General features: G+C 49.0%; 26 protein-coding genes and 1 riboswitch. Of the genes, 16 read left to right on the forward strand and 10 right to left on the reverse strand.

The features are described from left to right. Window positions 1-4 precede the first annotated feature (4 nt). From KNQ15_RS09210 to paaX, 7 genes are all read left to right on the forward strand, one after another. The gene (locus KNQ15_RS09210; protein ID WP_023466996.1) at window positions 5-328 is read left to right on the forward strand and encodes an EthD family reductase; all 324 of its coding nucleotides are present in this window, start codon (window positions 5-7) and stop codon (window positions 326-328) included. Beyond that, the gene (locus KNQ15_RS09215; protein WP_029343363.1) at window positions 306-1,085 is read left to right on the forward strand and encodes an enoyl-CoA hydratase/isomerase family protein; all 780 of its coding nucleotides are present in this window, start codon (window positions 306-308) and stop codon (window positions 1,083-1,085) included. The genes KNQ15_RS09210 and KNQ15_RS09215 overlap by 23 nt, the downstream gene beginning before the upstream one ends. A 5-nt stretch (window positions 1,086-1,090) precedes the next feature. Continuing rightward, entirely contained in the window at window positions 1,091-2,599 is a 1,509-nt protein-coding gene (locus KNQ15_RS09220; protein WP_029343364.1) for an aldehyde dehydrogenase family protein, read from the forward strand. Window positions 2,600-2,673: 74 nt separating this feature from the next. Beyond that, on the forward strand, window positions 2,674-3,540 hold the full coding sequence (locus KNQ15_RS09225; protein ID WP_214728982.1) for a 3-hydroxyacyl-CoA dehydrogenase: 867 nt from the start codon (window positions 2,674-2,676) through the stop codon (window positions 3,538-3,540). After that, window positions 3,537-4,745 carry an acetyl-CoA C-acyltransferase gene (locus KNQ15_RS09230; RefSeq protein WP_047391543.1) on the forward strand — a complete coding sequence of 403 codons (1,209 nt, stop codon included), beginning with the start codon at window positions 3,537-3,539 and terminating at the stop codon, window positions 4,743-4,745. The genes KNQ15_RS09225 and KNQ15_RS09230 overlap by 4 nt, the downstream gene beginning before the upstream one ends. Beyond that, complete coding sequence (locus KNQ15_RS09235; RefSeq protein WP_214728984.1) at window positions 4,742-5,509, forward strand: enoyl-CoA hydratase-related protein; 768 nt, start codon at window positions 4,742-4,744, stop codon at window positions 5,507-5,509. Before KNQ15_RS09230 ends, KNQ15_RS09235 begins: the two co-directional genes overlap by 4 nt. A 73-nt stretch (window positions 5,510-5,582) precedes the next feature. Next, window positions 5,583-6,467, forward strand: coding sequence for a phenylacetic acid degradation operon negative regulatory protein PaaX (paaX, locus tag KNQ15_RS09240; protein ID WP_047391534.1), 885 nt, complete (start codon window positions 5,583-5,585; stop codon window positions 6,465-6,467). 52 nt (window positions 6,468-6,519) lie between these two features. Here the strand turns inward: paaX and KNQ15_RS09245 are convergent, their stop codons facing one another. Further along, complete coding sequence (locus KNQ15_RS09245) at window positions 6,520-7,059, reverse strand: gamma carbonic anhydrase family protein (protein ID WP_029343369.1); 540 nt, start codon at window positions 7,057-7,059, stop codon at window positions 6,520-6,522. Between the two features lie 91 nt (window positions 7,060-7,150). On the opposite strand from KNQ15_RS09245, the gene KNQ15_RS09250 reads away from it, so the two are divergent. The 4 genes from KNQ15_RS09250 (at window position 7,151) to KNQ15_RS09265 (ending at window position 9,833) form a co-directional block, all read left to right on the forward strand. Then, window positions 7,151-8,089 carry an NAD(P)H-dependent flavin oxidoreductase gene (locus KNQ15_RS09250; RefSeq protein ID WP_214728986.1) on the forward strand — a complete coding sequence of 313 codons (939 nt, stop codon included), beginning with the start codon at window positions 7,151-7,153 and terminating at the stop codon, window positions 8,087-8,089. A gap of 137 nt (window positions 8,090-8,226) precedes the next feature. After that, window positions 8,227-8,655 carry a DMT family transporter gene (locus KNQ15_RS09255; RefSeq protein ID WP_214728988.1) on the forward strand — a complete coding sequence of 143 codons (429 nt, stop codon included), beginning with the start codon at window positions 8,227-8,229 and terminating at the stop codon, window positions 8,653-8,655. Window positions 8,656-8,669: 14 nt separating this feature from the next. Then, entirely contained in the window at window positions 8,670-9,338 is a 669-nt protein-coding gene (locus KNQ15_RS09260; protein ID WP_214728990.1) for a Crp/Fnr family transcriptional regulator, read from the forward strand. A 12-nt stretch (window positions 9,339-9,350) separates the two neighbouring features. Next, window positions 9,351-9,833: a DMT family transporter gene (locus KNQ15_RS09265; RefSeq protein WP_029340700.1), complete on the forward strand. Its 483-nt coding sequence runs from the start codon at window positions 9,351-9,353 to the stop codon at window positions 9,831-9,833. Between the two features lie 52 nt (window positions 9,834-9,885). Here KNQ15_RS09265 and KNQ15_RS09270 read toward each other — a convergent pair whose 3' ends face one another. From KNQ15_RS09270 to KNQ15_RS09285, 4 genes are all read right to left on the reverse strand, one after another. Then, window positions 9,886-11,106: an MFS transporter gene (locus KNQ15_RS09270; protein WP_029340701.1), complete on the reverse strand. Its 1,221-nt coding sequence runs from the start codon at window positions 11,104-11,106 to the stop codon at window positions 9,886-9,888. Window positions 11,107-11,120: 14 nt separating this feature from the next. Continuing rightward, a complete protein-coding gene (locus KNQ15_RS09275; RefSeq protein WP_214728992.1) occupies window positions 11,121-11,717 on the reverse strand; it encodes a winged helix-turn-helix domain-containing protein in 597 nt (198 codons plus the stop codon). A gap of 230 nt (window positions 11,718-11,947) precedes the next feature. Then, window positions 11,948-12,478: a peptide-methionine (S)-S-oxide reductase MsrA gene (msrA, locus tag KNQ15_RS09280; protein WP_214728994.1), complete on the reverse strand. Its 531-nt coding sequence runs from the start codon at window positions 12,476-12,478 to the stop codon at window positions 11,948-11,950. A gap of 95 nt (window positions 12,479-12,573) precedes the next feature. Continuing rightward, window positions 12,574-12,677, reverse strand: a riboswitch (SAM riboswitch). A 62-nt stretch (window positions 12,678-12,739) separates the two neighbouring features. Further along, window positions 12,740-13,918, reverse strand: coding sequence for a M20 metallopeptidase family protein (locus tag KNQ15_RS09285; protein ID WP_214728996.1), 1,179 nt, complete (start codon window positions 13,916-13,918; stop codon window positions 12,740-12,742). 77 nt (window positions 13,919-13,995) lie between these two features. Between KNQ15_RS09285 and KNQ15_RS09290 the strand changes: the two genes are divergently transcribed. After that, the gene (locus tag KNQ15_RS09290) at window positions 13,996-14,289 is read left to right on the forward strand and encodes a putative quinol monooxygenase (RefSeq protein ID WP_029340705.1); all 294 of its coding nucleotides are present in this window, start codon (window positions 13,996-13,998) and stop codon (window positions 14,287-14,289) included. 57 nt (window positions 14,290-14,346) lie between these two features. On the opposite strand, the gene KNQ15_RS09295 is transcribed toward KNQ15_RS09290, so the two are convergent. Together KNQ15_RS09295 and KNQ15_RS09300 are read right to left on the reverse strand one after the other, a co-directional pair. Next, the gene (locus KNQ15_RS09295; protein ID WP_231925685.1) at window positions 14,347-16,902 is read right to left on the reverse strand and encodes a C40 family peptidase; all 2,556 of its coding nucleotides are present in this window, start codon (window positions 16,900-16,902) and stop codon (window positions 14,347-14,349) included. Window positions 16,903-17,043: 141 nt separating this feature from the next. After that, window positions 17,044-17,598, reverse strand: coding sequence for a GNAT family N-acetyltransferase (locus tag KNQ15_RS09300; RefSeq protein WP_029340707.1), 555 nt, complete (start codon window positions 17,596-17,598; stop codon window positions 17,044-17,046). Between the two features lie 269 nt (window positions 17,599-17,867). On the opposite strand from KNQ15_RS09300, the gene KNQ15_RS09305 reads away from it, so the two are divergent. The 3 genes from KNQ15_RS09305 to KNQ15_RS09315 all read left to right on the forward strand — a co-directional run bounded on the left by KNQ15_RS09305 (window position 17,868) and on the right by KNQ15_RS09315 (window position 19,382). After that, on the forward strand, window positions 17,868-18,197 hold the full coding sequence (locus tag KNQ15_RS09305) for a DMT family transporter (RefSeq protein ID WP_029340708.1): 330 nt from the start codon (window positions 17,868-17,870) through the stop codon (window positions 18,195-18,197). Continuing rightward, on the forward strand, window positions 18,194-18,511 hold the full coding sequence (locus KNQ15_RS09310) for a DMT family transporter (protein WP_023467016.1): 318 nt from the start codon (window positions 18,194-18,196) through the stop codon (window positions 18,509-18,511). Before KNQ15_RS09305 ends, KNQ15_RS09310 begins: the two co-directional genes overlap by 4 nt. 127 nt (window positions 18,512-18,638) lie before the next feature. Further along, on the forward strand, window positions 18,639-19,382 hold the full coding sequence (locus KNQ15_RS09315) for a general stress protein (protein ID WP_029340709.1): 744 nt from the start codon (window positions 18,639-18,641) through the stop codon (window positions 19,380-19,382). A gap of 111 nt (window positions 19,383-19,493) precedes the next feature. Here the strand turns inward: KNQ15_RS09315 and KNQ15_RS09320 are convergent, their stop codons facing one another. After that, the gene (locus KNQ15_RS09320) at window positions 19,494-20,309 is read right to left on the reverse strand and encodes an aldo/keto reductase (RefSeq protein ID WP_214729000.1); all 816 of its coding nucleotides are present in this window, start codon (window positions 20,307-20,309) and stop codon (window positions 19,494-19,496) included. Between the two features lie 132 nt (window positions 20,310-20,441). On the opposite strand from KNQ15_RS09320, the gene KNQ15_RS09325 reads away from it, so the two are divergent. After that, window positions 20,442-21,467, forward strand: a complete 1,026-nt coding sequence (locus tag KNQ15_RS09325; protein WP_214729002.1) for an iron-containing alcohol dehydrogenase family protein — start codon at window positions 20,442-20,444, stop codon at window positions 21,465-21,467. A gap of 50 nt (window positions 21,468-21,517) precedes the next feature. Here KNQ15_RS09325 and KNQ15_RS09330 read toward each other — a convergent pair whose 3' ends face one another. Together KNQ15_RS09330 and KNQ15_RS09335 are read right to left on the reverse strand one after the other, a co-directional pair. Then, on the reverse strand, window positions 21,518-22,480 hold the full coding sequence (locus tag KNQ15_RS09330) for an EAL domain-containing protein (RefSeq protein ID WP_214729004.1): 963 nt from the start codon (window positions 22,478-22,480) through the stop codon (window positions 21,518-21,520). Between the two features lie 179 nt (window positions 22,481-22,659). Then, on the reverse strand, window positions 22,660-22,923 hold the full coding sequence (locus KNQ15_RS09335) for a DUF1294 domain-containing protein (RefSeq protein WP_251137652.1): 264 nt from the start codon (window positions 22,921-22,923) through the stop codon (window positions 22,660-22,662). Window positions 22,924-22,935: the final 12 nt, after the last annotated feature.

Genomic DNA, 22,935 nt, shown 5'->3' on the forward strand with positions numbered 1-22,935 from the left:
CAATATGGCAAAATTAATCGCACTTTACAAACATCCGGAAAACAAGGAAGCATTCGATCAGCACTACTTTGAGGTCCATGGTCCATTGACAGCAAAAATTCCAGGACTGCAAGAAATGAACGTCACAAAAATCGTCGGCTCACCAATGGGCGGAGACGGAAAGTATTACTTGATGTGCGAGATGGTCTATGAAAGTCAGGAAGCGATGCAAGCAGGTATGCGTTCGCTCGAAGGAAAAGCATCCGGGAAAGACTTGATGAGCTTTGCAGGGGATCTCGTCACATTGATGATTGGTGAAGATGTCCATGCCGACACAACAGTACGTTAAGACGGAAATGGTCGATCGGATCGGTCGGATTCGACTCGACCGGACGGCACGATACAATGCGCTGAACCGGACGATGGTCCGGGAAATCGTCGAGGCGATGGAGGCGTTTGACCGCGACGATCGGGTGACGGTCATCGTCTTGACGGGAAACGGAAAATCGTTTTCAGCAGGTGCCGATATCGAGGAGATGCTCGAAGCGACACCGATTTCGATGGAACTCCTCGATCCGTTCGCGGACTGGGACCGGATCAGCCGAATCAAAAAGCCAATCATCGCAGGTGTCCACGGCTTCGTCCTTGGCGGCGGCTTCGAACTGGCACTCGCTTGTGATTTAATCTACGCCGATCCGGAGACGCAGTTCGGATTCCCGGAAGTCGGACTCGGCGTCATGCCGGGAGCAGGCGGAACGCAGCGTTTGACGAAATGTATCGGTCGGACGCGGGCGCTCGAGTGGCTCTTCACCGGTGACCGGATGAAGGCAGAGGAAGCGGAACGACTCGGTATCATCAACCGGGTGACGGCTGACGTCGAAGCGACGGTGCTGGCGATGGCAGAGCGGTTATCGAACCAACCGAGTATGGCGTTACGATTGATCAAGGATGCGGCAAACAAAGCTGTCGATTTATCGTTACAGGATGGGATGGAGCACGAACGCCGTAACTTCTATCTCTTGTTCGCGACAGCCGATCAAACAGAAGGCATGCAAGCATTTCTCGAAAAACGATCACCGATTTTCAATCAACAGGAACAGGAGTGAATACAATGTCGACAGTACATGAAAAAACACTTGAAATGAAACGGTCCGTCTATCACTTGCTCATCAACGGCGAACAAGTTGAGGGCGCAACAGGCGAGACGTTCAAAACATATAATCCGGCAACGGGCGAAGTGATTGCGGATGTCGCAAAAGCATCGAAGGAAGACGCCGATCGTGCCGTTCAAGCGGCACGCGATGCGTTTGATCACGGAAAGTGGAAGATGTGGCCGGTCGGACGTCGGGCACAAATCTTGAATAAGATTGCGAGCATCATGCGTTCCCGTTTCAACGAAATCGTCGAACTGGAGATTCTTGATACGGGGAAATCACTGGCTGCGGCGCAAGGGCAAGTCACGCAAGCGATTGAAGACTTCGAGTTCTATGCAGGTGCGATCGTCGGTCACCGCGGTGTCGTCAATAACGTACCGGGACAATTCCATAACTACACTGAAAAGGAAGCGGTCGGTGTCTGTGCGCAAATCATTCCGTGGAACTATCCGTTGATGATGGCAGCTTGGAAAGTCGCACCAGCAATTGCGGTCGGTTGTTCGGTCGTCGTCAAACCAGCGACATTGACACCGTTGACAGCCATCATTCTCGGTGAGATTTGTCTAGAGGCTGGTGTACCAGCAGGTGTCGTCAACGTCATCCCGGGATCTGGACGCGAGATCGGCAACCATCTCGTCGAACATCCTCACGTCGATAAAGTCGCCTTCACGGGCTCGACTCCAGTCGGAAAAGACATCATGGGACGTGCGTCGGAGACGCTAAAACGAGTCACACTTGAACTCGGTGGAAAATCACCGAACATCGTTTTTGAAGATGCAGACGTAACGGCAGCCGTTGATGGTTCGTTGTTCGGGATCTTCTATAACAGCGGTCAATCGTGTGAAGCGCGCTCGCGCCTGTATGTCCACGAGGAGATCTACGAAGCATTCATGGAACAGTTCGTCGCGAAGACAAAACAACTCGTCCTCGGTAACCCATTCGATAAAGGAACACACGTTGGAGCGATCATTGACCAACAACAAGTCGATGTCATCGATGGATATGTCCAGTCGGCGAAAGCGGACGGGGCAACGATCGTCACAGGCGGTCACGCTTCAGCACCAGAAGGATACGAAAAAGGATTCTGGTACGCACCGACGATCATCACCAACGTCACGCACGAGATGAAAGCGGTCAATGAAGAAATCTTCGGACCGGTCGTCGTCGTCATGCCGTTCAAAGATGAAAAAGAAGCGATTCGTTTAGCAAACGATACGTCGTTCGGACTCGGCTCAGCCGTTTGGACGAAAGACGGCGCGAAAGCGACACGTGTCGCCAATCAAATCAAAGCCGGGATCGTCATGGTCAACTGTCCGTTCTCTGCTTTCCCGGGTACACCGTTTGGTGGCTATAAACAATCGGGCTTCGGTCGTGAACTCTGTATCGAAACACTTGATCTGTACACAGAAACGAAGAGTATCTTGTCGTATTACGGCAGTCGTCCACTCAATCCGTTCGGACTATAAGCAAGAGGGAAGGCTGGAGTTCCGTCGGGAAGTCCAGCCTTTTTTAACAGCACAGGGGATAAGGGGGAAATTAGATGGTAGAACAAATCGTCGTCGTCGGATCCGGCGTCATGGGACGTGGCATTGCGTATGTTGCCGCACACCGCGGATTTCAGGTGACACTCGTTGATATCAAAGAAGCGTATGTTGAAAGTGCGTATCAAGAACTCGAACGTATCGCAGAGAAAGGCATCACGCGAGGCAAGATGTCCGCGAACGAGGTCGAGGGACTATTCGATCGGCTGAGTCTGTCGACGGATTTGGCAACGGCAGCGAAACAAGCGGATCTCGTCATTGAAGCGGTACCGGAACAACTGAGCATCAAACAGCAAGTCTTTGAAACGTTAGAAGCACATGCACGACCGGACTGTTATTTTGCGACGAACACGTCAACGATGAGTCCGACGGAAATCGCGTCCTTTACGAACCGCGCGGACCGGGTCATGGCGATGCATTTCTTCAATCCGGTCCATCTGATGCCACTGATCGAGCTCGTTCGTGGTCTTGAAACGTCGGATGAGACGGTCGCAGCTCTTGAGCAGGTGGCGCGTCAGATGCAGAAGGAAACGGTCGTCATCCGTGAGTTTCCGGGGTTCGTGACTTCGCGGATCAGTGCGCTCGTCGGAAACGAAGCGTTCTACATGTTACAAGAAGGACTCGGAACACCAGAAGAGATCGATAAAGCAATCAAACTCGGCTTAAACTATCCGATGGGACCATTCGAACTCGGGGACTTGGTCGGACTCGATACTCGACTCCATAACTTAAAGTATCTGCATGAGAAGCTCGGCGAAAAATACCGTCCGGCACCACTACTCGAACAGTATGTCAAAGCGGGTCGACTCGGTCGTAAAACAGGTCGTGGCGTCTATGACTATACGAATCGTGAGGTGACATCATGAGACGTGTCGCTATCATCGATGCCGTTCGGACACCGATCGGTCGCTATAACGGCGCGTTGCGTCAGGTTCGTCCAGATGACTTAGGAGCACGTGTCATCGAAGCATTGCTTGAACGTAATCCACAAGTCGATCCGAAGACGATCGAGGAAGTCATTTTCGGCAATGCGAATCAGGCGGGAGAAGACAATCGTAACGTCGCCCGGATGTCTGGACTACTAGCTGGTCTACCGGTCGAAGTCGCCGGTACGACGATCAATCGCTTATGTGGATCAGGACTCGATGCTGTCATCGCGGCAGCGCGGGGAATTGCCTTAGGTGAAGGCGATATCTATATCGCTGGTGGAACGGAAAGCATGACGCGTGCACCGTTCGTTCTCGCGAAGCCGGATCAAGCCAACCCACGTGGCAATCAGACGATGTACGATACGACGATTGGCTGGCGGTTCGTCAATGATCGTTTAGCAGATCAATACGGAACGGATTCGATGCCGGAAACAGCTGAGAACGTCGCCCGTCAGTACGGGATCTCACGCGAAGCGCAGGACGACTTTGCGTTTGAGAGCCAGCAACGCGCAAAACAAGCGATCGAGGCAAATCGCTTTACTGAGGAACTAGTTGCGGTCACGCAGACGGACCGGAAAGGTAACGTCAGCGTCTTCGACCGCGATGAACATCCCCGTCCTGAGACGACACGTGAAAAACTGTCGACGCTTCGTCCGTTATTCCCGAACGGTACCGTGACAGCGGGAAATGCATCTGGCGTCAACGACGGTGCGTCGGCGCTGTTATTGATGAGTGAAGAAAAAGCGAAGGCACTCGGTTTGACACCTCTCGGGTATTACCGAGCGAGTGCGACAGCAGGGGTCGAACCGGCCATCATGGGCATTGGACCGATCGACGCGACAAAAAAAGTCCTCCGGCGGGCAGGGTTGACGGTCGAACAGCTCGATCAGATCGAGTTAAACGAAGCCTTTGCGGCTCAAAGTCTTGCTTGTATCGAAGTACTTGGTCTACCGACAGAAAAAGTCAACGTCAATGGCGGAGCGATCGCTTTCGGTCATCCACTGGGTGCGAGTGGTGCTCGGATTTTGACGACATTATTGCATGAGATGCGCCGGACGAACCGGACGTATGGTCTTGCGACGATGTGTGTCGGAGTCGGACAAGGGATTGCCCTCGTCGTCGATCGGGAGGGACTCATATGATTCACTTAGAACGAGAAGGCTATATCGCGATCGTCCGGATTGATCGCCCGGAACGCTTAAACTGTCTCGATTACCCGACGCTTGTCGCCTTGCAGGAACAAGTCGATGCGTTGTCGGTCGACTCGGAAGCGCGGGTCGTCCTGTTCACCGGAACCGGTAAAGCTTTCAGTGCCGGCGCCGATTTAAAAGAACGCGTGCAGTTGAATGAAGAAGAAGTCCGACGTAATGTCCTTGCGATTCGCAACGTCTTCACGTCGATCGCACAATTACCCCAACCGACAATCGCTGCCGTCAATGGGCACGCGCTCGGTGGTGGCTTTGAATGGATCCTTGCCTGTGATTTCCGCTTTCTCGTCGAGGATGCCCTCGTCGGGTTGACGGAGACTAGCTTCGGAATCATTCCTGGGGCTGGCGGAACACAACGCTTGCCGCGACTGATTGGGGAGACACGGGCGAAGGAATTGATCTTCACAGCGAAAAAAATCGATGCGATGACGGCAGAACGTTACGGACTCGCGACCGCTGTCGTCGCCCGGGAAGCGTTGATGACAACCTGTCTTGAGTTTGCTAATCAAATGTTACAAAACGGTCCCATCGCCTTGCGTCAAGCGAAGCGAGCGATTGATCAAGGGCGGGATGTCTCGCTCGAACGAGGACTACAGCTCGAAACGGAAGCCTATGAAGTCGTCATCCCGACCGCAGATCGTCAGGAAGCGCTACAAGCCTTCGCTGAAAAACGGGCACCACGCTTTGAAGGAAGATGAGGATGGTCGACGTTTGAAATAACCCGTATACTAACGATACACACTATGAACGACTGAAGAGAGAGTGAATACCATGAGTGCGAACACCCAATCAATGATTTTTACGATTTACGGCGATTATATCCGGCATTACGGCAATCACATCTGGGTCGGGAGTTTAATTCGACTCGTCAAAGAGTTCGGACATAACGAACAAGCCGTTCGGGTCGCGGTATCCCGAATGGTTAAACAAGGCTGGCTCGTCTCTGAGAAGCAAGGAAGTAAAAGTTTCTATTCGTTGACGCCACGTGGAGTGGAGCGGATGGAGGAAGCCGCGCGCCGGATCTATAAATCAACACCGCACGACTGGGACGGGAAGTGGCGGACGCTGATGTACACGATTCCCGAGGATAAGCGACAAATTCGCGACGAGCTTCGTAAAGAACTGACGTGGAGTGGGTTTGGCAACTTATCGAACGGGGTCTGGATTTCACCGAACCCGCTTGAAAAAGAGGCGGAACGATTGATTGAAGCATACGAAATCGAAGAGTATGTCGATTTCTTTGTCGGTGAATACCATGGTCCAAAACAGGACCAATCCCTCGTCGAGCGTGCGTTTCCGCTAGAGGAATTGCAGGAACGTTACGAGACGTTCATCACGGATTACAGTCGACAATACATCGTCCATCAGAGTCAGCTCCAACTCGGAGAAATGACGGATGAACAGTGTTTCGTCGAACGGACGATGCTCGTGCATGAGTACCGGAAGTTCCTTTTCACGGATCCGGGATTACCGCAGGAACTGTTACCAGATGCTTGGAGCGGACACCATGCGGCGCTCTTGTTCGAACAGTATTACCGATTGCTCGCACAGCCAGCAAGTCGGTTCTTCGAATCAATCTTTGAAGAGACGCACGATGTGTCACAACGCAGTGCTTCGTACGACGCAGCGGAACACCCGCTGTTTGCGGAGCGATAAGAACAATACATGAAAGAGCGGGACGGATCAGTTGATCCGCCCCGCATTCGTGTCATTCAGATGTATTCTGTTCAGCTGATTCTGCGAGGATGTTTCGGAAGGCATATCCTTTATCGACGTAAGAATCAATCGACTCCTGAATCATCGCGAGATCTGCTTCTGTTAGTTCACGCACGACTTTACCGGGTGAGCCGATGATCAGCGAACGGGGTGGGAAAACTTTTCCCGACGGAATTAATGTATTCGCCCCGATGATGCATTCTTCACCGATGTCTGCGTGATCAAGAACGGTTGCACCCATTCCGACGATCGAACGACGTCCGATTTTGCAACCGTGTAAAATCGCGTTATGTCCGACCGTCACTTCATCTTCAATGACGACGGGTGCCCCTTCATATAGATGAATCGTCGCGTTGTCCTGGATACTGCATCGTTTCCCAATCGTAATCGGTCCTTCGTCACCGCGTAAGACAGCGTTGAACCAGACGGTAGACTCGGAACCGATCGTCACGTCTCCGATCAGATAAGCACCAGGAGCGATGAATACATCGGAGGCGACGTTCGGATGAATCGATTGATACGGAATTTTCATAACAGAATGACCTCGTTTCTATAATAAGATGAATTACTATTCATTCCATGTAAGTATAGCATGTGAGTGAAGGCGAGAACGGAGGGAAGACATGTTTCCGATTTGTGAGATCTTTAAAATTCGGTATCCTTTGATCCAAGGAGGAATGGGTAACATTAGTCATGCGGCACTCACGGCAGCGGTGTCGAATGCCGGAGGACTCGGAACGCTCGGGTGCGGGACATTGTCGGTCGATGAAGTGGCGTCGCGGATCCACGAGACACGAATGCTGACGGATCAACCATTTGCCTTGAATATCGCGATTCGGGTGTCTCCCTATACGGAAGCACTGATTGATCTCGCGATTTCAGAAAAGGTCTCGGTCGTCTCCTTGTCGGCAGGAAACCCGGCTCCGTACATAGAGCGACTTCAAGCTGCTGGCATCAAAACGATCGCCGTTGTCGCCTCGGTCAAACAGGCGTTAAAGGCAGAACAGGCAGGTGCTGATGTACTCGTAGCGGAGGGAGTTGAAGCGGCAGGTATCAATTCGCCGCTCGAGTTAACGACGCTGACCTTGATTCCGCAGCTCGTCGACCGGGTCAACATTCCCGTCCTTGCAGCGGGTGGAATCGGTGACGGTCGTGGACTGGCAGCTGTTCTGTTACTTGGTGCGGCTGGCGCCCAACTCGGAACACGGTTGATCGCGACGGAAGAGGCGAAGGTTCATTCGGCATACAAGGCGCACTTAATGGAGGCAACCGATACCGATACACGCATCATCGGACGTTCCGTCGGATTCGTCCGACGTGTCCTTGATGGTCCTTACGTCGAACGACTCACAGCAGAGACACCTGCTGCTTTTCTCGATCAGACGAATGAGTCGTATCATATCAGAGGTGCTCTTGAGGGCGATGAGGAGAAAGGGTATGTCAACGCTGGACTGGTTGCGGGATTGATTCATGACGTGCCGACTGTTGCAGAGTTGTTTACGCGCATGATGACGGAAGCAGAGGAACAGCTGAAACAAACGACGACTCGTTTTACGACATGAGCATATAGTGAGGGACCCGTGATTCCACTTGTGGACAGCGGGTTTTTTCATGTTTTTTTGAAAATGGGACATTTGTCCTTTTCAAGTAGGGCACGAGTAAGGTCTACTCTAGTGTAGAGATTAAAGGAGGAGATGACGTGCAAGGAGTCGTGTTTGCTTTGATGAGCGGTCTGTTCATCGCCCTGCAAGGCATATTCAATGCGCGCCTTGCGACAGGCGTCGGACCGTGGTTGTCTGTATTGATTGTCCACTTTGTTGGTCTGATGGGTTGTTTAGCCATTTACAGTTTCGTACGAGACCGGAAAATCGGCGGCTTCCGCCAGTTATCGTGGATTTATGCGAGCGGTGGTTTGATTGGCGTGCTAGTCGTCGTAACGGAACTGACAGCAATCCAAAAACTCGGGATGACATGGGCGATGTGTCTATTACTCGTCGCACAGATTCTATGTGCCTTTCTGATTGATTTAAAAGGATGGTTCGGTGTCTTAAAAAAACAAGGAAATCGTGGTCAGTGGGTTGGTGTGGGTCTCATGCTTGCGGGAGTTGCGATTTTCTCACTTGTCTAAAGGGGGGAATGAACATGGAAACCGTCATTCAACAGTATGGACTCGATGCGATTTTGACGGAAGAGACGCGCGCTTGGTTGCGTCAAGAAACCTTCCAAAAAGGAGAACTCCTCTGTACGACAGGGGCATCGATTGACCGGATGTACTTCATCGTCGCAGGCAAGGTCAAGATTTCTGCTGCCTCGTCAGAAGGGAAACAACGGATTCTGCGATTCAAGACACCTCTGACGGTGATTGGTGACGCCGAATTCATCAATGAACGGGAAGTATTGAATACGGTCGAAGCGGTGACCGACGTCGAGGTGTTGAGCGTGCCATATGCGATTTTACGCGAGCACAATACGACGAACGTCTTTCTGCAATTCCTATTACGGACGATCACAGCAAAATGGTATGCCGACTCGAAATCAGCGTCGCACCATGTGTTGTATACCGTCGAGGAGCGATTTGCGGGATATTTGTTGTCGATTGCTTCTGAAGCCAGTGACAGTTTATTTTATCAGGAGATGCGGACGTCGAACTTACATGACGTCGCTGACTGGCTTGGAACGAGTTATCGTCATCTCAACCGTATCATCACGAAATTATGTGAAGAAGAGATTCTCGTTCGACGACGCGGGAAAATCATCATCGTCGATCTGGAGCGGATTCGCGAGAAGGCGAACGGTAACAGCTATGAGTAAGGAGGAACGAACATGGTAATGGGCATCGTGTGTGCCGTGTTGGCAGGGATGTTGATCAGTTTACAGACGGTACTGAATGCTCGGATGAGTGACGCGTTCGGTGCATGGGCGACAACGACGCTGGTCTTCTTCGTCGGTTTCGTCGGAGCAAGTGTCACCTATGTCCTGTTTCGTGGTGGAACGATTGGGCAAATCCAAAACGTATCGCCGCTCTATTGGTTCGGCGGACTCGTCGGTGTTGGTGTCGTCTTTTGTGTCATGCGTGGAATTCAGTTGCTTGGTCCATCCGTCGCGATTTCTGTCGTTCTGATTTCGCAGTTAAGCTTTGCTCTCGCTGTCGATACGTTCGGTTGGTTCGGTTTACCACAAATTGATTTATCGTTCGGTCAGCTCATCGGTCTCGCCGTCATGGTATGCGGGATCTTTGTCTTGAAGCGGTATCAAGTCGTAGCACCAGAAGAGAAGGCGAAGGATCAGGTAGAACGTGTTTCATAATAATCGAATGCAGAATGAGGACAGTGGAATTTCAATCCACTGTCTTTTTTGACTAGTCTTCTACTTGAATAATACGTTTTCTGAAATAGAGTGAGAAAACAAGGATAAGAAGACCACTGTACAACATGATCGTCGTGATCGAAACGTGAAACGACAGTAAAAACGAGAGGAGCGCGTAAGATAATGGAACGAGACCGTTTGACGCTGCGTTGACGACACTCATGACACGTCCCATCGTCTGTTCCGCACACTGAGACTGGATGAACGTAATGAAGCGAATATTGATGATCGAAGAAAGGACACCAAGTGATAAAAGGATGATCAGGTACAACAACATCTGCTGGGCTTGGCTAAGCAGGAAGAGAAGCAGACCTAAGGCACCAATCAATCGGACCGATGAGGTAAGCTTAATTTCTTTCATCTGCGCAAAACCACTCCAGAGCGCCCCTCCGAGCATTCCCATTTGATAAGCCCCTTGCATATAACTTAAATCCATCGCACTTCCCTGAAGCACATCATGAACGAGTAGTGGAATTCCGAGTAAGAGTGGTCCAAAGAAAAAGAAATTGACACAGATGATAAGAAAAAGTGTCTGCTTGAGTTGCTGAAAGTGAAAGACGTAATGCAGCCCTTCTTTTAGTTCGAAGAGCGCTGAATGCTGAAGCGATCGCTTGATCTTAGATTCACGAATACCATACGTGAAAAGAAGTGTCAGACAGAGTGTCCCGAAAATCACAAGAAAGACGTACGAGTAAGAGGAATAGCTGAGGATGACTCCACCAAGAATCGGACCTGAAAAAAGGGCGATTTGATTAGATGTCTGAATCAGTGAATTGGCTTTAGTGAGCTGTTCTTTCGGAACGAGTGTAGGCAGTAAGGAAGCATTCGCCGGCGAAAAAAATGCATCCACACTACCAAACAGCAAGGCGAATCCTAAAATCGTCAGCAACGTAAGCTGATCGGCATGAAGTAAAACGAGAAGACAAAGAATGAAACTGATCCGTAGACCGCTCGAGATACGCATGATCGTTGAACGTTTATAGCGATCGGATAAGACGCCACCGAATAACATGAGAAAAATACGGGGTAACAAGGTAGCCATGAGGACGAATCCAAGATAGGATGCTTGGTTTAACGTATGGATGACATACCATTGTTCAACAAACAGATACATCGATAACGAAAGGGCAGAGCACATACCGGACCCCCATAAAAATAAAAAGGATCGATTTTTAAACAGCGAGTGTTGCATATCCATTTCAACAGGTAGCATGGGGCACCTCCGATTTAAACCTCGTCATTCTCAAACAGTGGTTCATCAATTGCTAAAGCAGTCGTCATGATGTAAAAGTGCTTTTGATCTTTTTCGTCAGGTGGAGACTGTGTGAACTCGTCTAATAAAGCACGATATTTTGTAGCAAACCGTTGAAAGTCGGCTTCAGACATCGTTAGTTCCTTTTGAAGCGATAAGCTCATCCAGTCCTCGACGTTCGAAGATACGGGAGCAAAAGCAGCTGTCGGAGCCGTAAGGACGCGTGTCTTTGCCCGGTCGAGTACCTCAAGATACGACTGCCGAGTCGCCTCTTTTGTCTCGACGAAGTTCAGAAGGTGATCAGCAGGAATGTATCCTCGGGCAATCGCTTGGTAATATTTCAACAAGTTGCCGCCCTGTTCTTCTGTCCGGACGAGGCGAATTAAGTCATGCTTTTCAAGTTCCCGTACATGATAAAGGACCTTCGCGCGGGATAACGTCAGCAAGTGGGCTAACTGATGCACCGTATGCGGTTTTTCGACGAGAAACATAAGAATTTTTGTTCGTAATGGATCACTGATCACCTTCAATTGTTCATAGCTGTTCAGTATATGAATCGCTTTTTGTTCCATCCAATCATCTCCTTTTTAACCGGTTAATTTTTATTAACCGTAAAACAAAAAACTTCATTTGTAAACGATTACAAATTTATGCAAGGGTGACGCAAAGGACAAAGCAGTTGGTTTACATACAAAAAATTGACTCCAATGACATCTCGGTCATCCTCCACTTTCTACTGGAAAGTAGGGGAAGAACGAGATGCTTGAAATCAGTCTCAGCTACTGTATATGGTTCGAGGTGATTAGACCGTCGTCGTATCTTTCCATTCTTGCTCGATGAAAGCATCGCGACCAGAAGCAGCACGATCTTTTTTATAATGTTCTGGATTTTTCTTATGGAAGTCTTGATGGTACTCTTCCGCTGGATAAAATTCAGAAGCGGCATCGATCCGCGTCACGATCGGTTGTTTGAAACGATTGCTTGCAGCAAGAGTGTCACGAGAAGCGATCGCTGCTTCATGCTGAGCATCCGTATGATAGAAGATTGCTGGTGCGTACTGCGTGCCGCGATCTTGGAACTGACCGTCTGCATCCGTCGGATCCGTTTGTGGCCAGTAGAGTTCGAGCAGACGCTCGTACGGGAACAGACTCGGATCAAACGTGATTTGAACGACTTCGAGATGTCCTGTCGTTCCTGTTTTAACTTGCTCGTATGTCGGGTGATCGACGTGTCCACCCATGTAACCTGATACGATTCCCTCGATTCCTGGTAATTCTTCAAACGGTGTCACCATACACCAAAAACATCCACCTGCAAATGTTGCTTTTTCCATCCGTATCTTCCTCTCCGTGGGAAATTCCCATTGTATGTCTGACAGCGAGAAAAACGAAAACGACTCCTTCGCTTGGTTGCAAAAGGAGTCGCCGCTTTTTATCAACCAAAGCTTTCGCTTTGCTGGTCGTAGCACCTTGCTATGCGCAGGTTGCTGGGACGTCATCGATCCAGATCTCTCGGTCCACTCTTGATAAGGGTATATGAAGTTGATGTCATTCGTTATCATTGTTGTGATGATACCATTCACAAAGAAAAAAAGTCAATCCTTAGGTTTCAAGGCACGTAAAACGGTCGCTCCGAGTGTTTTCGCACCAACCAACAACGCCTGTTCGTTGATCTCGTACTGCGGATGATGTTGTGGATGATTGACGCGACCGTCCGTATATCCGGAGCCGGTGAAGAAATAACTACCCGGTACGTGCGTTAAGTAATGTGCGAAGTCATCCGCCGCCATCATCGGTGTGAGTGACCGGACAGATGCTTCCGGTAAGAAAGAAGCGGCTTCCTGAACGAGTTTTGTCTCGTCCGGATGATTCCAAAGCGCCGGGTAACCCGTCGTGAAGTCAATCGAATAGGTGGCACCGATGCCGGCACACGTTGTTTTGGCGATAAGGTCGACTTCTTGTCGGAGCTGATGTCGTAGTGTCTCGTTGAACGTCCGAATCTCCCCGACGATGCGTGCTTCACCTGTGACGATGTTCGGAGCCGTTCCCGCATGGAAGGACCCGATCGCAAGGACAGCGGGTTCGAACGGATCGACCCGTCGACTGACAAGGTGTTGGAGGTTACAGACCAGTTGTGCACCGGCGACAAGCGCATCTTTTGTTTTGTGCGGTGCCTGGGCATGCCCGCCTTGACCGTGAACGATGATTTCGAATTCATCGATCGCGCATAATGTATGTCCTTCTCGAAAACCGATCGTACCGACCGGTAAATCATTTTCGAGATGTGTCGCGAAGATCGCATCGACGCCTTCGAGGACCCCGGCTTCAATCATTTGGATCGCGCCACCGGGAAAGACCTCTTCACCATGCTGGTGGATGATTCGAATCGTTCCTTGCAATTGATCCCGTAATGGATAGAGTGTAGCAGCAAGGGCCATCACCATCGCCGTATGCCCATCGTGTCCACATGCATGCATGACACCAGGGTGAATCGACCGGAAAGCGAGTGTCGTCTCTTCTTGAAGCGGTAAGGCATCAAAATCTGCACGAACAGCAATCGTCGGACCAGGTTGTTTGCCTTCGATCGTCGCGACGACACCACGACCTCCGACGGCTGTTTCGTGAGGGATGCCCTGCTCCGCATAAAAGTTTGCAATTCGTTCTGGTGTGCGGACTTCCTGGAAAGAGAGTTCCGGATGTCGATGAAAATCACGACGTAACGCGATCATCGTGGGTTCGAATTGTTCAAGTGCTTCAAAAAGTTGAGTTTGCATCTTCAGGCTCCTTTGACGTGTGTCTTTTCGTGAAAATGGGTACAGATACAGGTAATCACGAAAGGGGATAATGAAACATGGGAGAAATCGTCGTCAACGCTGTACTTACAATCAAAGCAGGACTTGCGGATCAAGTCTTCCCGATTCTACAAACGGTCTATCATGCCTCACAAAAAGAAGAAGGGTGCTTACGTTATTCCTTACATCAATCGATCGAGGATGAGCATCAATTCATGCTGTATGAAGTGTATCGTGATGAAGAGGCACTTGAAGCGCATATCGCATCCGATCACTATAAAGCCTACCGTGAACAGATCGAGTTATACTTGATGGATCGACAAGTAACGAAATACGTCGAGATGACATTTTAACGTATTGCGATAAGAAGAGACGAACCCGTCGATTTCGACGGATTCGTCTTTTTTGTCTTACATCGATTTAAATCCGAGGAAATGCTCTTGCCAACGCGGTTCGTAAATCGAGTTGATTTGAAGTTGTGAACCGCCTGCATGGATGAAGTGTTCGCTATCGAGCATGATTCCGATATGCGATGGACCATCTGTATAAGTGTTCTGGAAGAAGACGATATCCGAGCGTTTACCGCTTGCAATACTCGTCCGGCGATTCGTAAAGAAAGCACCGTACCAGTAGCCACGAACGTTCGTCCGACCACCGTATTTTCCAGCCTTGTTCGTCGCGTAGTGAATCAAACCGGAACAGTCAAAACCACCGTTCACGGCATCTTGCGAACCCCATGTGTATGGTGTGCCGATATGTTGGACTGCTGCTTGGATCAGCTTTTCACCACGCGTATTATTCTTTTTAACGACCCGTTTATCGGACGTGATCGTCACAGCGGATACAGGAAGATAAACAGGTGTCCAGCCTGACTGGATGACATAGAAGTTTCCGACTCGATGACGCGGATAAACCCGTTTGCCTTGTTCAACGAGTCCGCTGCCTTTTGGACTTGTCGGACTCGCAAAGAACGACGTCGTCTGTTTGACCGTATAGATTTTCGCCCGGTCGATCGCTTTTTGTGTCAGTCCCATATCGGGTTTGCTCGTGCTGATATAAGGGTTGAGGACGTAACCGGTTTGACCATTTGCCAGGCGAACTTGCCAAAAGTCATCATCAATTGATTTTAGACCAATTAATTTCGTCCCTTTCTTCAAATAGGCAGCTGGGCGACTGTAAGCAACGTCGGCAGAGAAGAGTGGCGTCTGGTCCAGATGGACATAAAATGTCGTGCCTTTTTTTGCTTTTGCCGTCGGCTTGTTCAGTCCGATACGACTCGAATCGACGAAACCAAAGGTGTTTTTATATTTGACGCGTGTATAATAACCGCTTTTTCCGTAAATCGAAATCGAGGTCCCTTTTTTTAATGTACCGATTTTTTTACCCGATAGTTTTGCCTGCGAACGAATGACGACATCGTCTTCCGTCACGTAGCGTTGACCAGTGACGTCATACAGATCCGGCTTTTTCGTGACGAGATCCGTCGTCTTGACGTAACCGTAGACCGATCCTTTTTTCAAGCGTGTGTAACTGCCTCTTGTTCCGTAAATCGTTAGCTTATCAGCTCGTTTGACGGAATACATGATTTTGCTCTTCGTCGACGCAGATGTGTAGACGGACAAGTTGCGTTTCGCGTATCGTGTCCCGGTTGATGCATAGACTTTTCCAGTACCGAGATCAGCTGTCTTGACGTAAGCATGAACTCCACGGAAGATGATCCGGCTATAGGCACCGCTTGTGCCATACACCGTCAGCAGCGTATTCGTTTGATGTTGCTTTAAGACAGGACTTGAAGATTTGGCATCCGAATAGATCGGTGTAGCACGCTGAACATAGAGGCGTGCAGTCTTCGGATAGTATTTCAATGTACCAAGATGTGCCGTCAGCACATAGGCATACTCGTCGTTTCGTTTGATTCGTGTAAATGAACCCTCGATGCCGTACGTTTGAAGCGAAGTATTCACAGGAAGCGATTGTACGACTTTTCCTTTCGTAGTCGCAGTAGCATAGACCGTCGTCTGCTGTTGGACGTAACGTAGCCCTGTTTCCGGATGGTTCACGATCTGCGCATCTGCTAAATCAGCCGTCAATATGAAGGCATAACCCGTTTTAGTCGCCACGCGTGTAAAAGTACCCGTCGTACCGAACGTTTCAAACGCTTGATTTTGAACGACGACTGTCTTCGTGCTTGTCGTCTTCGGTTCAACGAAAAGGGAAGTCGCTCGTTTGGCATAACGCAGACCCGTTTCCGGGTAATTTTCGACCTGCGCATCAGCTAAATCAGTTGTCAATACGAAGGCGTAACCCGTTTTAGTGGCCACGCGTGTGAAAGTCCCCGTCGTACCGAACGTTTCGAATGCTTGATTTTGAGTGACAGCTGACTTCGCGCTCGTCGTCTTCGGTTCAACGAAAAGAGAAGTCGTTCGTTTGGCATAACGCTTTCCAACTAATTTCGGAAGTTGCTCGAGTTGTGCCGTCGGTACGTAGACGTATTGTTCGTTCCATTTCAGACGCGTGAACGTGTCGAAAGTGCCGTATGTATCGATTCGCTGATAGGCAGGAAGTGGCGTCACGACGGTGGGATCAAATGGTGAAGCAACTAATGAGAGTGGACTTTTCGACATCAGCGTAGCTTGTTTTTGAAAGACAGGTGCTGTTTGCGTTAACGCGTTTGTTGCGACATACGCAGTACCTTCTTGCCAACTGACACGAGTGAAGTCACCGTCCGTGCCGAGTGTCTTCAATGTCGTTCCTGCTGGTAGTTGTTGAATGATCGTTGTGGAATCAGCCGTTTGTAGCAACGCAGCATCCTCGTTCAAATAAGCTATCCCGGTCGTCTCGGTGACTGTTTGTGTTTCTACCGTCGGTTGAGCAGGTGGCGATTCAGCGAAAGCGGGTGCGGGTAAAACCGAGCTCAACATCAACGTTGCGGCAAGTCCAGCAACATGAGCAGTCCATTTTTTCATCAAGAGGTTCACTCCAATTCTTAAAATTTGTCATTATGGATAGTGTAGCATGCGCTTGTTTAAAAATTGATAAAAATCAAAAAAATAGGAGATTGCCCATAAAAAAACGGTATGCCTCAGCACACCGTTTGAAGTCATATGTTAGTTATCTTCTTCGTGATCCACTTGCCATTCCCAGTCAAGCATGCCGTAAATCAAGGAATCGCGCCAGTGGTCTTCGAGATAGACCGTCTCGCGAAGCTGTCCTTCCTTCGTCATGCCGACTTTTTGGAGGACTCGCTCAGAAGCGACGTTCCGCGGATCACACGTCGCTGTGATTCGGTGCAATTCTAGTTTTTCGAAACCGAATTGGAGAAGGAAAGAGGCAATCGACGTCGCATATCCATTCCCCCATTCATCGGGTGAGAGGACGTATCCGATTTCGGCGATTTTATTTTCAACGTCTGTGATGACGAGTTCACCGGCACCGATGACGACGTCGCTTGGAAACGTCACAGCAAAAACATACCGACGTCTTGGTGTCTCGAGTTCACTTTCGAGTGCATCGTGCAGGAATTGTTTCGTATCCGTCTCGGAATTCGGACCCCATGACTGGAATTGACTGACGATGGGTTGTGATGCATAGGCGTGAACGGCTTCTACATCTTCTGGTGTAAAACGACGAATCCGAAGTTGATCATTGATTTTATAACGCATGCAGCATCCTCCTCTTTCAGATGAAGTCACTTTGATTCTATTTGACAGATGGGGAACGGATTCCTGTTTGACATAGGAAAAAGGGCGTGCTAGGGTGGTTGTATCGAATGGAATAGGGAGTATCCTCTAGGGTTCCGTACGGCTGGACCGAGGGAGGAACATGGACGTTTGTCCATGCAACGGAGGGATAAAAGCCCGGGAGTAAAGCGAATCGTCTCGCTTACTCCCGGGCTTTTTCATTTGAATTTACCTATCAGGAGGCAATTACTATGGCAAAGTATTGGATTGGCATCATCGTCGCAGCGTGTTTTGAAGTCGGCTGGGTCATTGGATTAAAACATGCGGCAACACCACTTGAGTGGGCTGCAACGATCGTCTGTATCATCGTTAGCTTTACCGTGCTAATTAAAGCGAGTAACCATTTACCAGTCGGAACGGTCTATGCTGTCTTCGTCGGTCTCGGAACAGCAGGAACGGTCGTGACGGATATCGTGTTATTCGATCAAGCCGCTTCCGTGATGAAATTAGCATTGATTGCTGTCTTACTCGTCGGCGTCATCGGTCTGAAGTTAGTCAGTGGAGAGGAGAAATCAGCATGAGTTGGATTTATTTAATCATTGCCGGAATCTTTGAGATGTTTGGTGTCGTCTTAATCAATACGTTCAATCAAAATAAGAATGCGAAGAATCTACTGTTGATGGGAACAGGATTCGGACTCAGTTTCCTATTCTTAACGCTTGCAATGAATGGTTTACCGATGGGAACGGCGTATGCGGTATGGACGGGAATCGGAGCAGCGGGCGGTGCGATTCTCAGCATGGTGCTTTATAACGAATCAAAAGACTGGAAACGTCTGGTCTGCATAGGACTCGTCTTAAGTGCGACAATCGGTTTGAAACTTGTCGGCGAATGATCGTTTCATGTCAAACAGATGACGTTTTAATAGAACGCATGTTTTTTGGCATATTTTAACGCAAAAGAGGAAATACTCCTTATAGAAGTCACGCATGACAAATCGTGTTAATAAGGGGAGAACATCCATGAAAACGAAACAATATATCGGAACGTTCTATTCAGAGGAAGAATTGATCTCAAAAATGGACGAATTACACATTCAAGGACATCGGGAGGAGGACTTTTACGTCATCGTCAAGGAAAAGTCGAACATCGCACTCGTCCGTAGTCAGATGGATGCAGAGATCGCGACGACGAAACCGTCTTGGATTGATCGGATTCGTGGGAACAAAGGTCGTGATCAAGAAGTCGATGATCTGTTCGGATCACTTGATCTATCAGATAATGAGATCGAACAACGAAAAACGGAAGTCGAAGGTGGGGGATTCGTTCTTCTGCTTGAAGTCCAAGATATTCAGTTCGATCCACATTTAAATACAGACAATACACATCCTGATGTAAAGGTCCGTTATGGTAGTGGCGAAGAGACGCATACGTCATCAGATGTGAATTCCAACGCACAGCTCGGCTCAGGTAATCCGCTTGATATTGATAAAGATTCGAAAGAAGAACATGCAGAGATTGATCTGCATCGTGCCGGTACCGATAAGATGCCACAAGATGAGCAGGCAATCGATCATTCGAAAAAGCTCGACGGGAACCGGGAACCGGATATCGCGATGCGTCGGGATGACGATTTCCGACGTCCGGAAACAGAACGCGAGGAAAAAGAACATGATGCAACGCAAGACGGTGAAGAACATCGTCAATCGAAACATCAATCAGATGACATCGCCAAGCAAGACCATGGAAATAATTTAGACCGCTAAAATAATAGACTGGAATCACGTTTTAGGGGCACCATCAAAGAAGGTACTTTTCGGATCAAATCCGAAAAGTACCTTCTTTTTGTATAGAGATTAAACGAGAATCGTCTCGTCTTATTTATGATCCGGATTTGATCCTGTACGCACGTTAGCGTTCAATTGATCAATCGCTTGCATATCAACATCTGACAGGCTGAAGTCGAAGACATCGAGATTTTCGCGAATGCGGCTTGGCGTAACGGATTTCGGAATCGCAACGATGTCGTGTTGCAGGTGCCAACGGAGAACGACTTGAGCTGGCGTTTTCTGATGACGATCGGCGATATCGACGATGACCGGATGCGTCAACGCGTCGCGTCCTTTCATCAACGGACTCCAGGCTTCGACGACGATACCGTGCTTACGGCAAAAATCTCGGATTGCTTCTTGGCTGAGGAACGGATGGAGTTCGATCTGATTGACAGCAGGAACAATCGATCCTTCGGCTAAAATCCGTTCCAAGTGAGGAATATGGAAGTTCGAGACACCGATGGCACGCGTCTTTCTTTCTGCGTAGAGATGTTCGAGCGCCCGCCATGTCTCGACATAACGATCTTCTTTTGGCATCGGCCAATGAATCAGATACAAATCGACGTAATCAACACCAAGCTTTTGTAGACTCGTCTCGAAAGCGGCAAGTGTTTCTTCGTAGCCGTGATCAGAATTCCAGACTTTCGTCGTCAGAAAGATCTCTTCCCGGGAGATGCCCGAGTCACGAAGGGCGCGACCGACGCCTTCTTCGTTCTCGTAAATCATCGCCGTATCGATTGAACGATACCCGGCGCGGAGTGCTTCGCTGACCGCTTCATATACTTCTTTTTCTGGTACTTTAAAGACACCATATCCGAGTTGGGGCATGCTGATGCCGTTATTTAACGTAATCTGTTGCATCGATTCATCGACTCCTTTGTAGTAAATTCTTCTCTTTTCTAGTGTACGCGCTCCTCTTGTAAAAATCGAATGATTGCCGAAGTGAGTTCTTTTGCGTATACTGAGCGATAACAAATATTAGGAGGCGATTCTATGATTCGACAAGCTGTTTTACAATACATACATGAGGAACACGCACTGGATCAACTCGAAGAAGTGATAGGCGATCGTTCAGCAGTCCTGATTCATGGACGTCAAGCCTATGAAGCAGCCGCTTTTGCTTTACCAGAATTACCACGTCTTTTATTTGAAGGACATTGTACAGATCAACAGGTGGAAGCTTTCAAACAAGCATGTGCTCCGTACGATGTGATTCTTGCACTCGGAGGCGGGAGTGTCATCGATACGGCAAAACAGGTCGCGTTTCAATTACAGCGACCGATTGTCGTCATTCCGACGATTGTCTCGAACTGTGCTCCGTGGACTCCGCTTAGTGTCATGTATAACGAAGAGGGACAGTACACCCGATTTGATACGTTCCCCGTCGTGATTGAAGCGCTTTTACTCGATCATCGGATCATCGCAGCAAGTCCGTATGACTATTTCGTCGCCGGACTCGTCGATACGCTAGCGAAGTGGTATGAAGCACGTGCCTTAAGCGGATCATCGGCTGAGGATCCCGTCATCGAGATGGCACTCCGGACAGCTGAGCGTTGTAAGGATCTTATCTTGTCGACGACTATAACGGAAACGCGTTTTCGTGAGTATCCTGTTGAAATCCAACATCTCGTCGAAACTGTCATTCCGTTAGCCGGGAGCATTGGCGGTTTTGGTGACGCGGCGACGCGTGGTGCAATCGGACACGCAGTGCATAACGCGTTGTCTCCTCATCCAGAAACGCATGCGTTTTTACATGGGAGTAAGGTCGGTTACGGACTACTTGTTCAGGAAAAGCTACTCGGACATGATGATGATTATGTAGAGTTGCGTGACTATCTTCTTGCACAAGAGCAGCCGACGGCACTCGCAGATTTCGAATTATCGCTCGATGTCGTCGAAACACTTGCTTTACGGACAGCGCAAGAGGAACTATGCCGTCTGTTGCGTCCGATCGTGTCAGCAGAACAACTAGTGGATGCTATCACACGTAACGAGACAGTTTCTGTTTCGACGACTTAACATAAAAATACGCACATGGACCGAATCATCAGACGGTCCATGTGCGTATTTTATTGTGCTTTTGCAAAGCGAGCATAAGGAGCAGGGCGACCGAGTAAGTATCCTTGACCAAGATCAAAGCCGAGTTCGCGGCAAAGATCGAGTTCTTCTTGCCGTTCGATGCCTTCCGCTAAGATTTGAATCCCCATTTCTCGTGTCAGATGACGGGCTTTTCGTAAAAAGGCTTCGTTTTCTGAGTTCGTATCGCAGTGATCGATGAAGGAACGATCGATTTTAATATAATCCGGTTGAAGCAAGGACAACATATCGAGTGTCGAGAAACCAGCGCCGACATCGTCCAGTGCCACTTGAATGCCTTGCTTTTTATACTGTTCGAAGACGTGTTTCAAATGATTGACGTCTTCAATTTTTTCCGTTTCGACGACTTCGAAGACGAGTCGACTTGGATCGACTTGATAACGCTCAACGATCTCAAACGTATGGCGCAGACAATACTCCGGATTATAGATCGTCGAAGGAAGGAAGTTGATGAACGTTTTTGTTGTGCCGCCGATATGATGTGTCGCACGGATAGCTTCTTCACGCGCTCGTTGATCAAGACGGGAATGAAGTCCCATCTTCGAGGCTGTCGAAAACAGGACACCAGGTGAGATCGGGGTATTGTCATCTGCTGCGCGTAATAGCGCTTCGTTCGCGACGAGCACGTTGCGCTGGATATCATAAATCGGTTGTAGATGGCTCGTCATGACCCCATGCTGGATGAAATCGATCGCTGACCGATGCTTCAGTTGTTCTAGAAGTTCTGAAGCTAGGATGGGTGCTGTCACGTAACGTGATTGTGTGGCGCGACACGAGACCGGATAATCCGCTACACGTAAGAGTGATGTCAATAACTGTTCGAGCTGTTCGAACGATTGATAGGAATAGATTTCTGGCGTTGGTGATTGAATATGGAGTGCTCCCGCTTCAACAAAACGGATTGATGCCGTACATTCGGCGCAAGGATGCCACATAAAGGGATGTCCACCTCTCAATACATCGAAAAAAGATGTATTTATTAAATTGGTTAAATTCTTTACCCTAAGAGAAAAAGAAATTAAACCTGTTCTTCATAATCATTGACCTCATACAAAAAAGAGAAGGGACGACGGACACATTTCCGTACGTTCTCTTCTCTATCGGTTACATTCTTTTATTGTGAAGTGTAAACAAACCAGAAAGCGAGATGCAAGATAGCGGCTATTGGAACGAGCCATTGGAACTTCGCTTTCCGTGTCTTGTGCCGAACTGTGTACATACCAATCCAAGAACCGAGCGCACCACCGAGGAAAACAATCGTCAATAGTGTCGCTTCGGGTGTCCGGTAAGCATGTTGCCGCGCCCGACGTTTATCCTGCCACATCGAGACAAATCCGATGAGTGTCAGGAGGAGGTAATACCCTAAGATGATCCTCATGAAAAAACGACT

Origin of the sequence: Exiguobacterium sp. s168, assembly GCF_018619035.1 — a bacterium.
Classification (GTDB): Bacteria; Bacillota; Bacilli; order Exiguobacteriales; family Exiguobacteriaceae; genus Exiguobacterium_A; species Exiguobacterium_A acetylicum.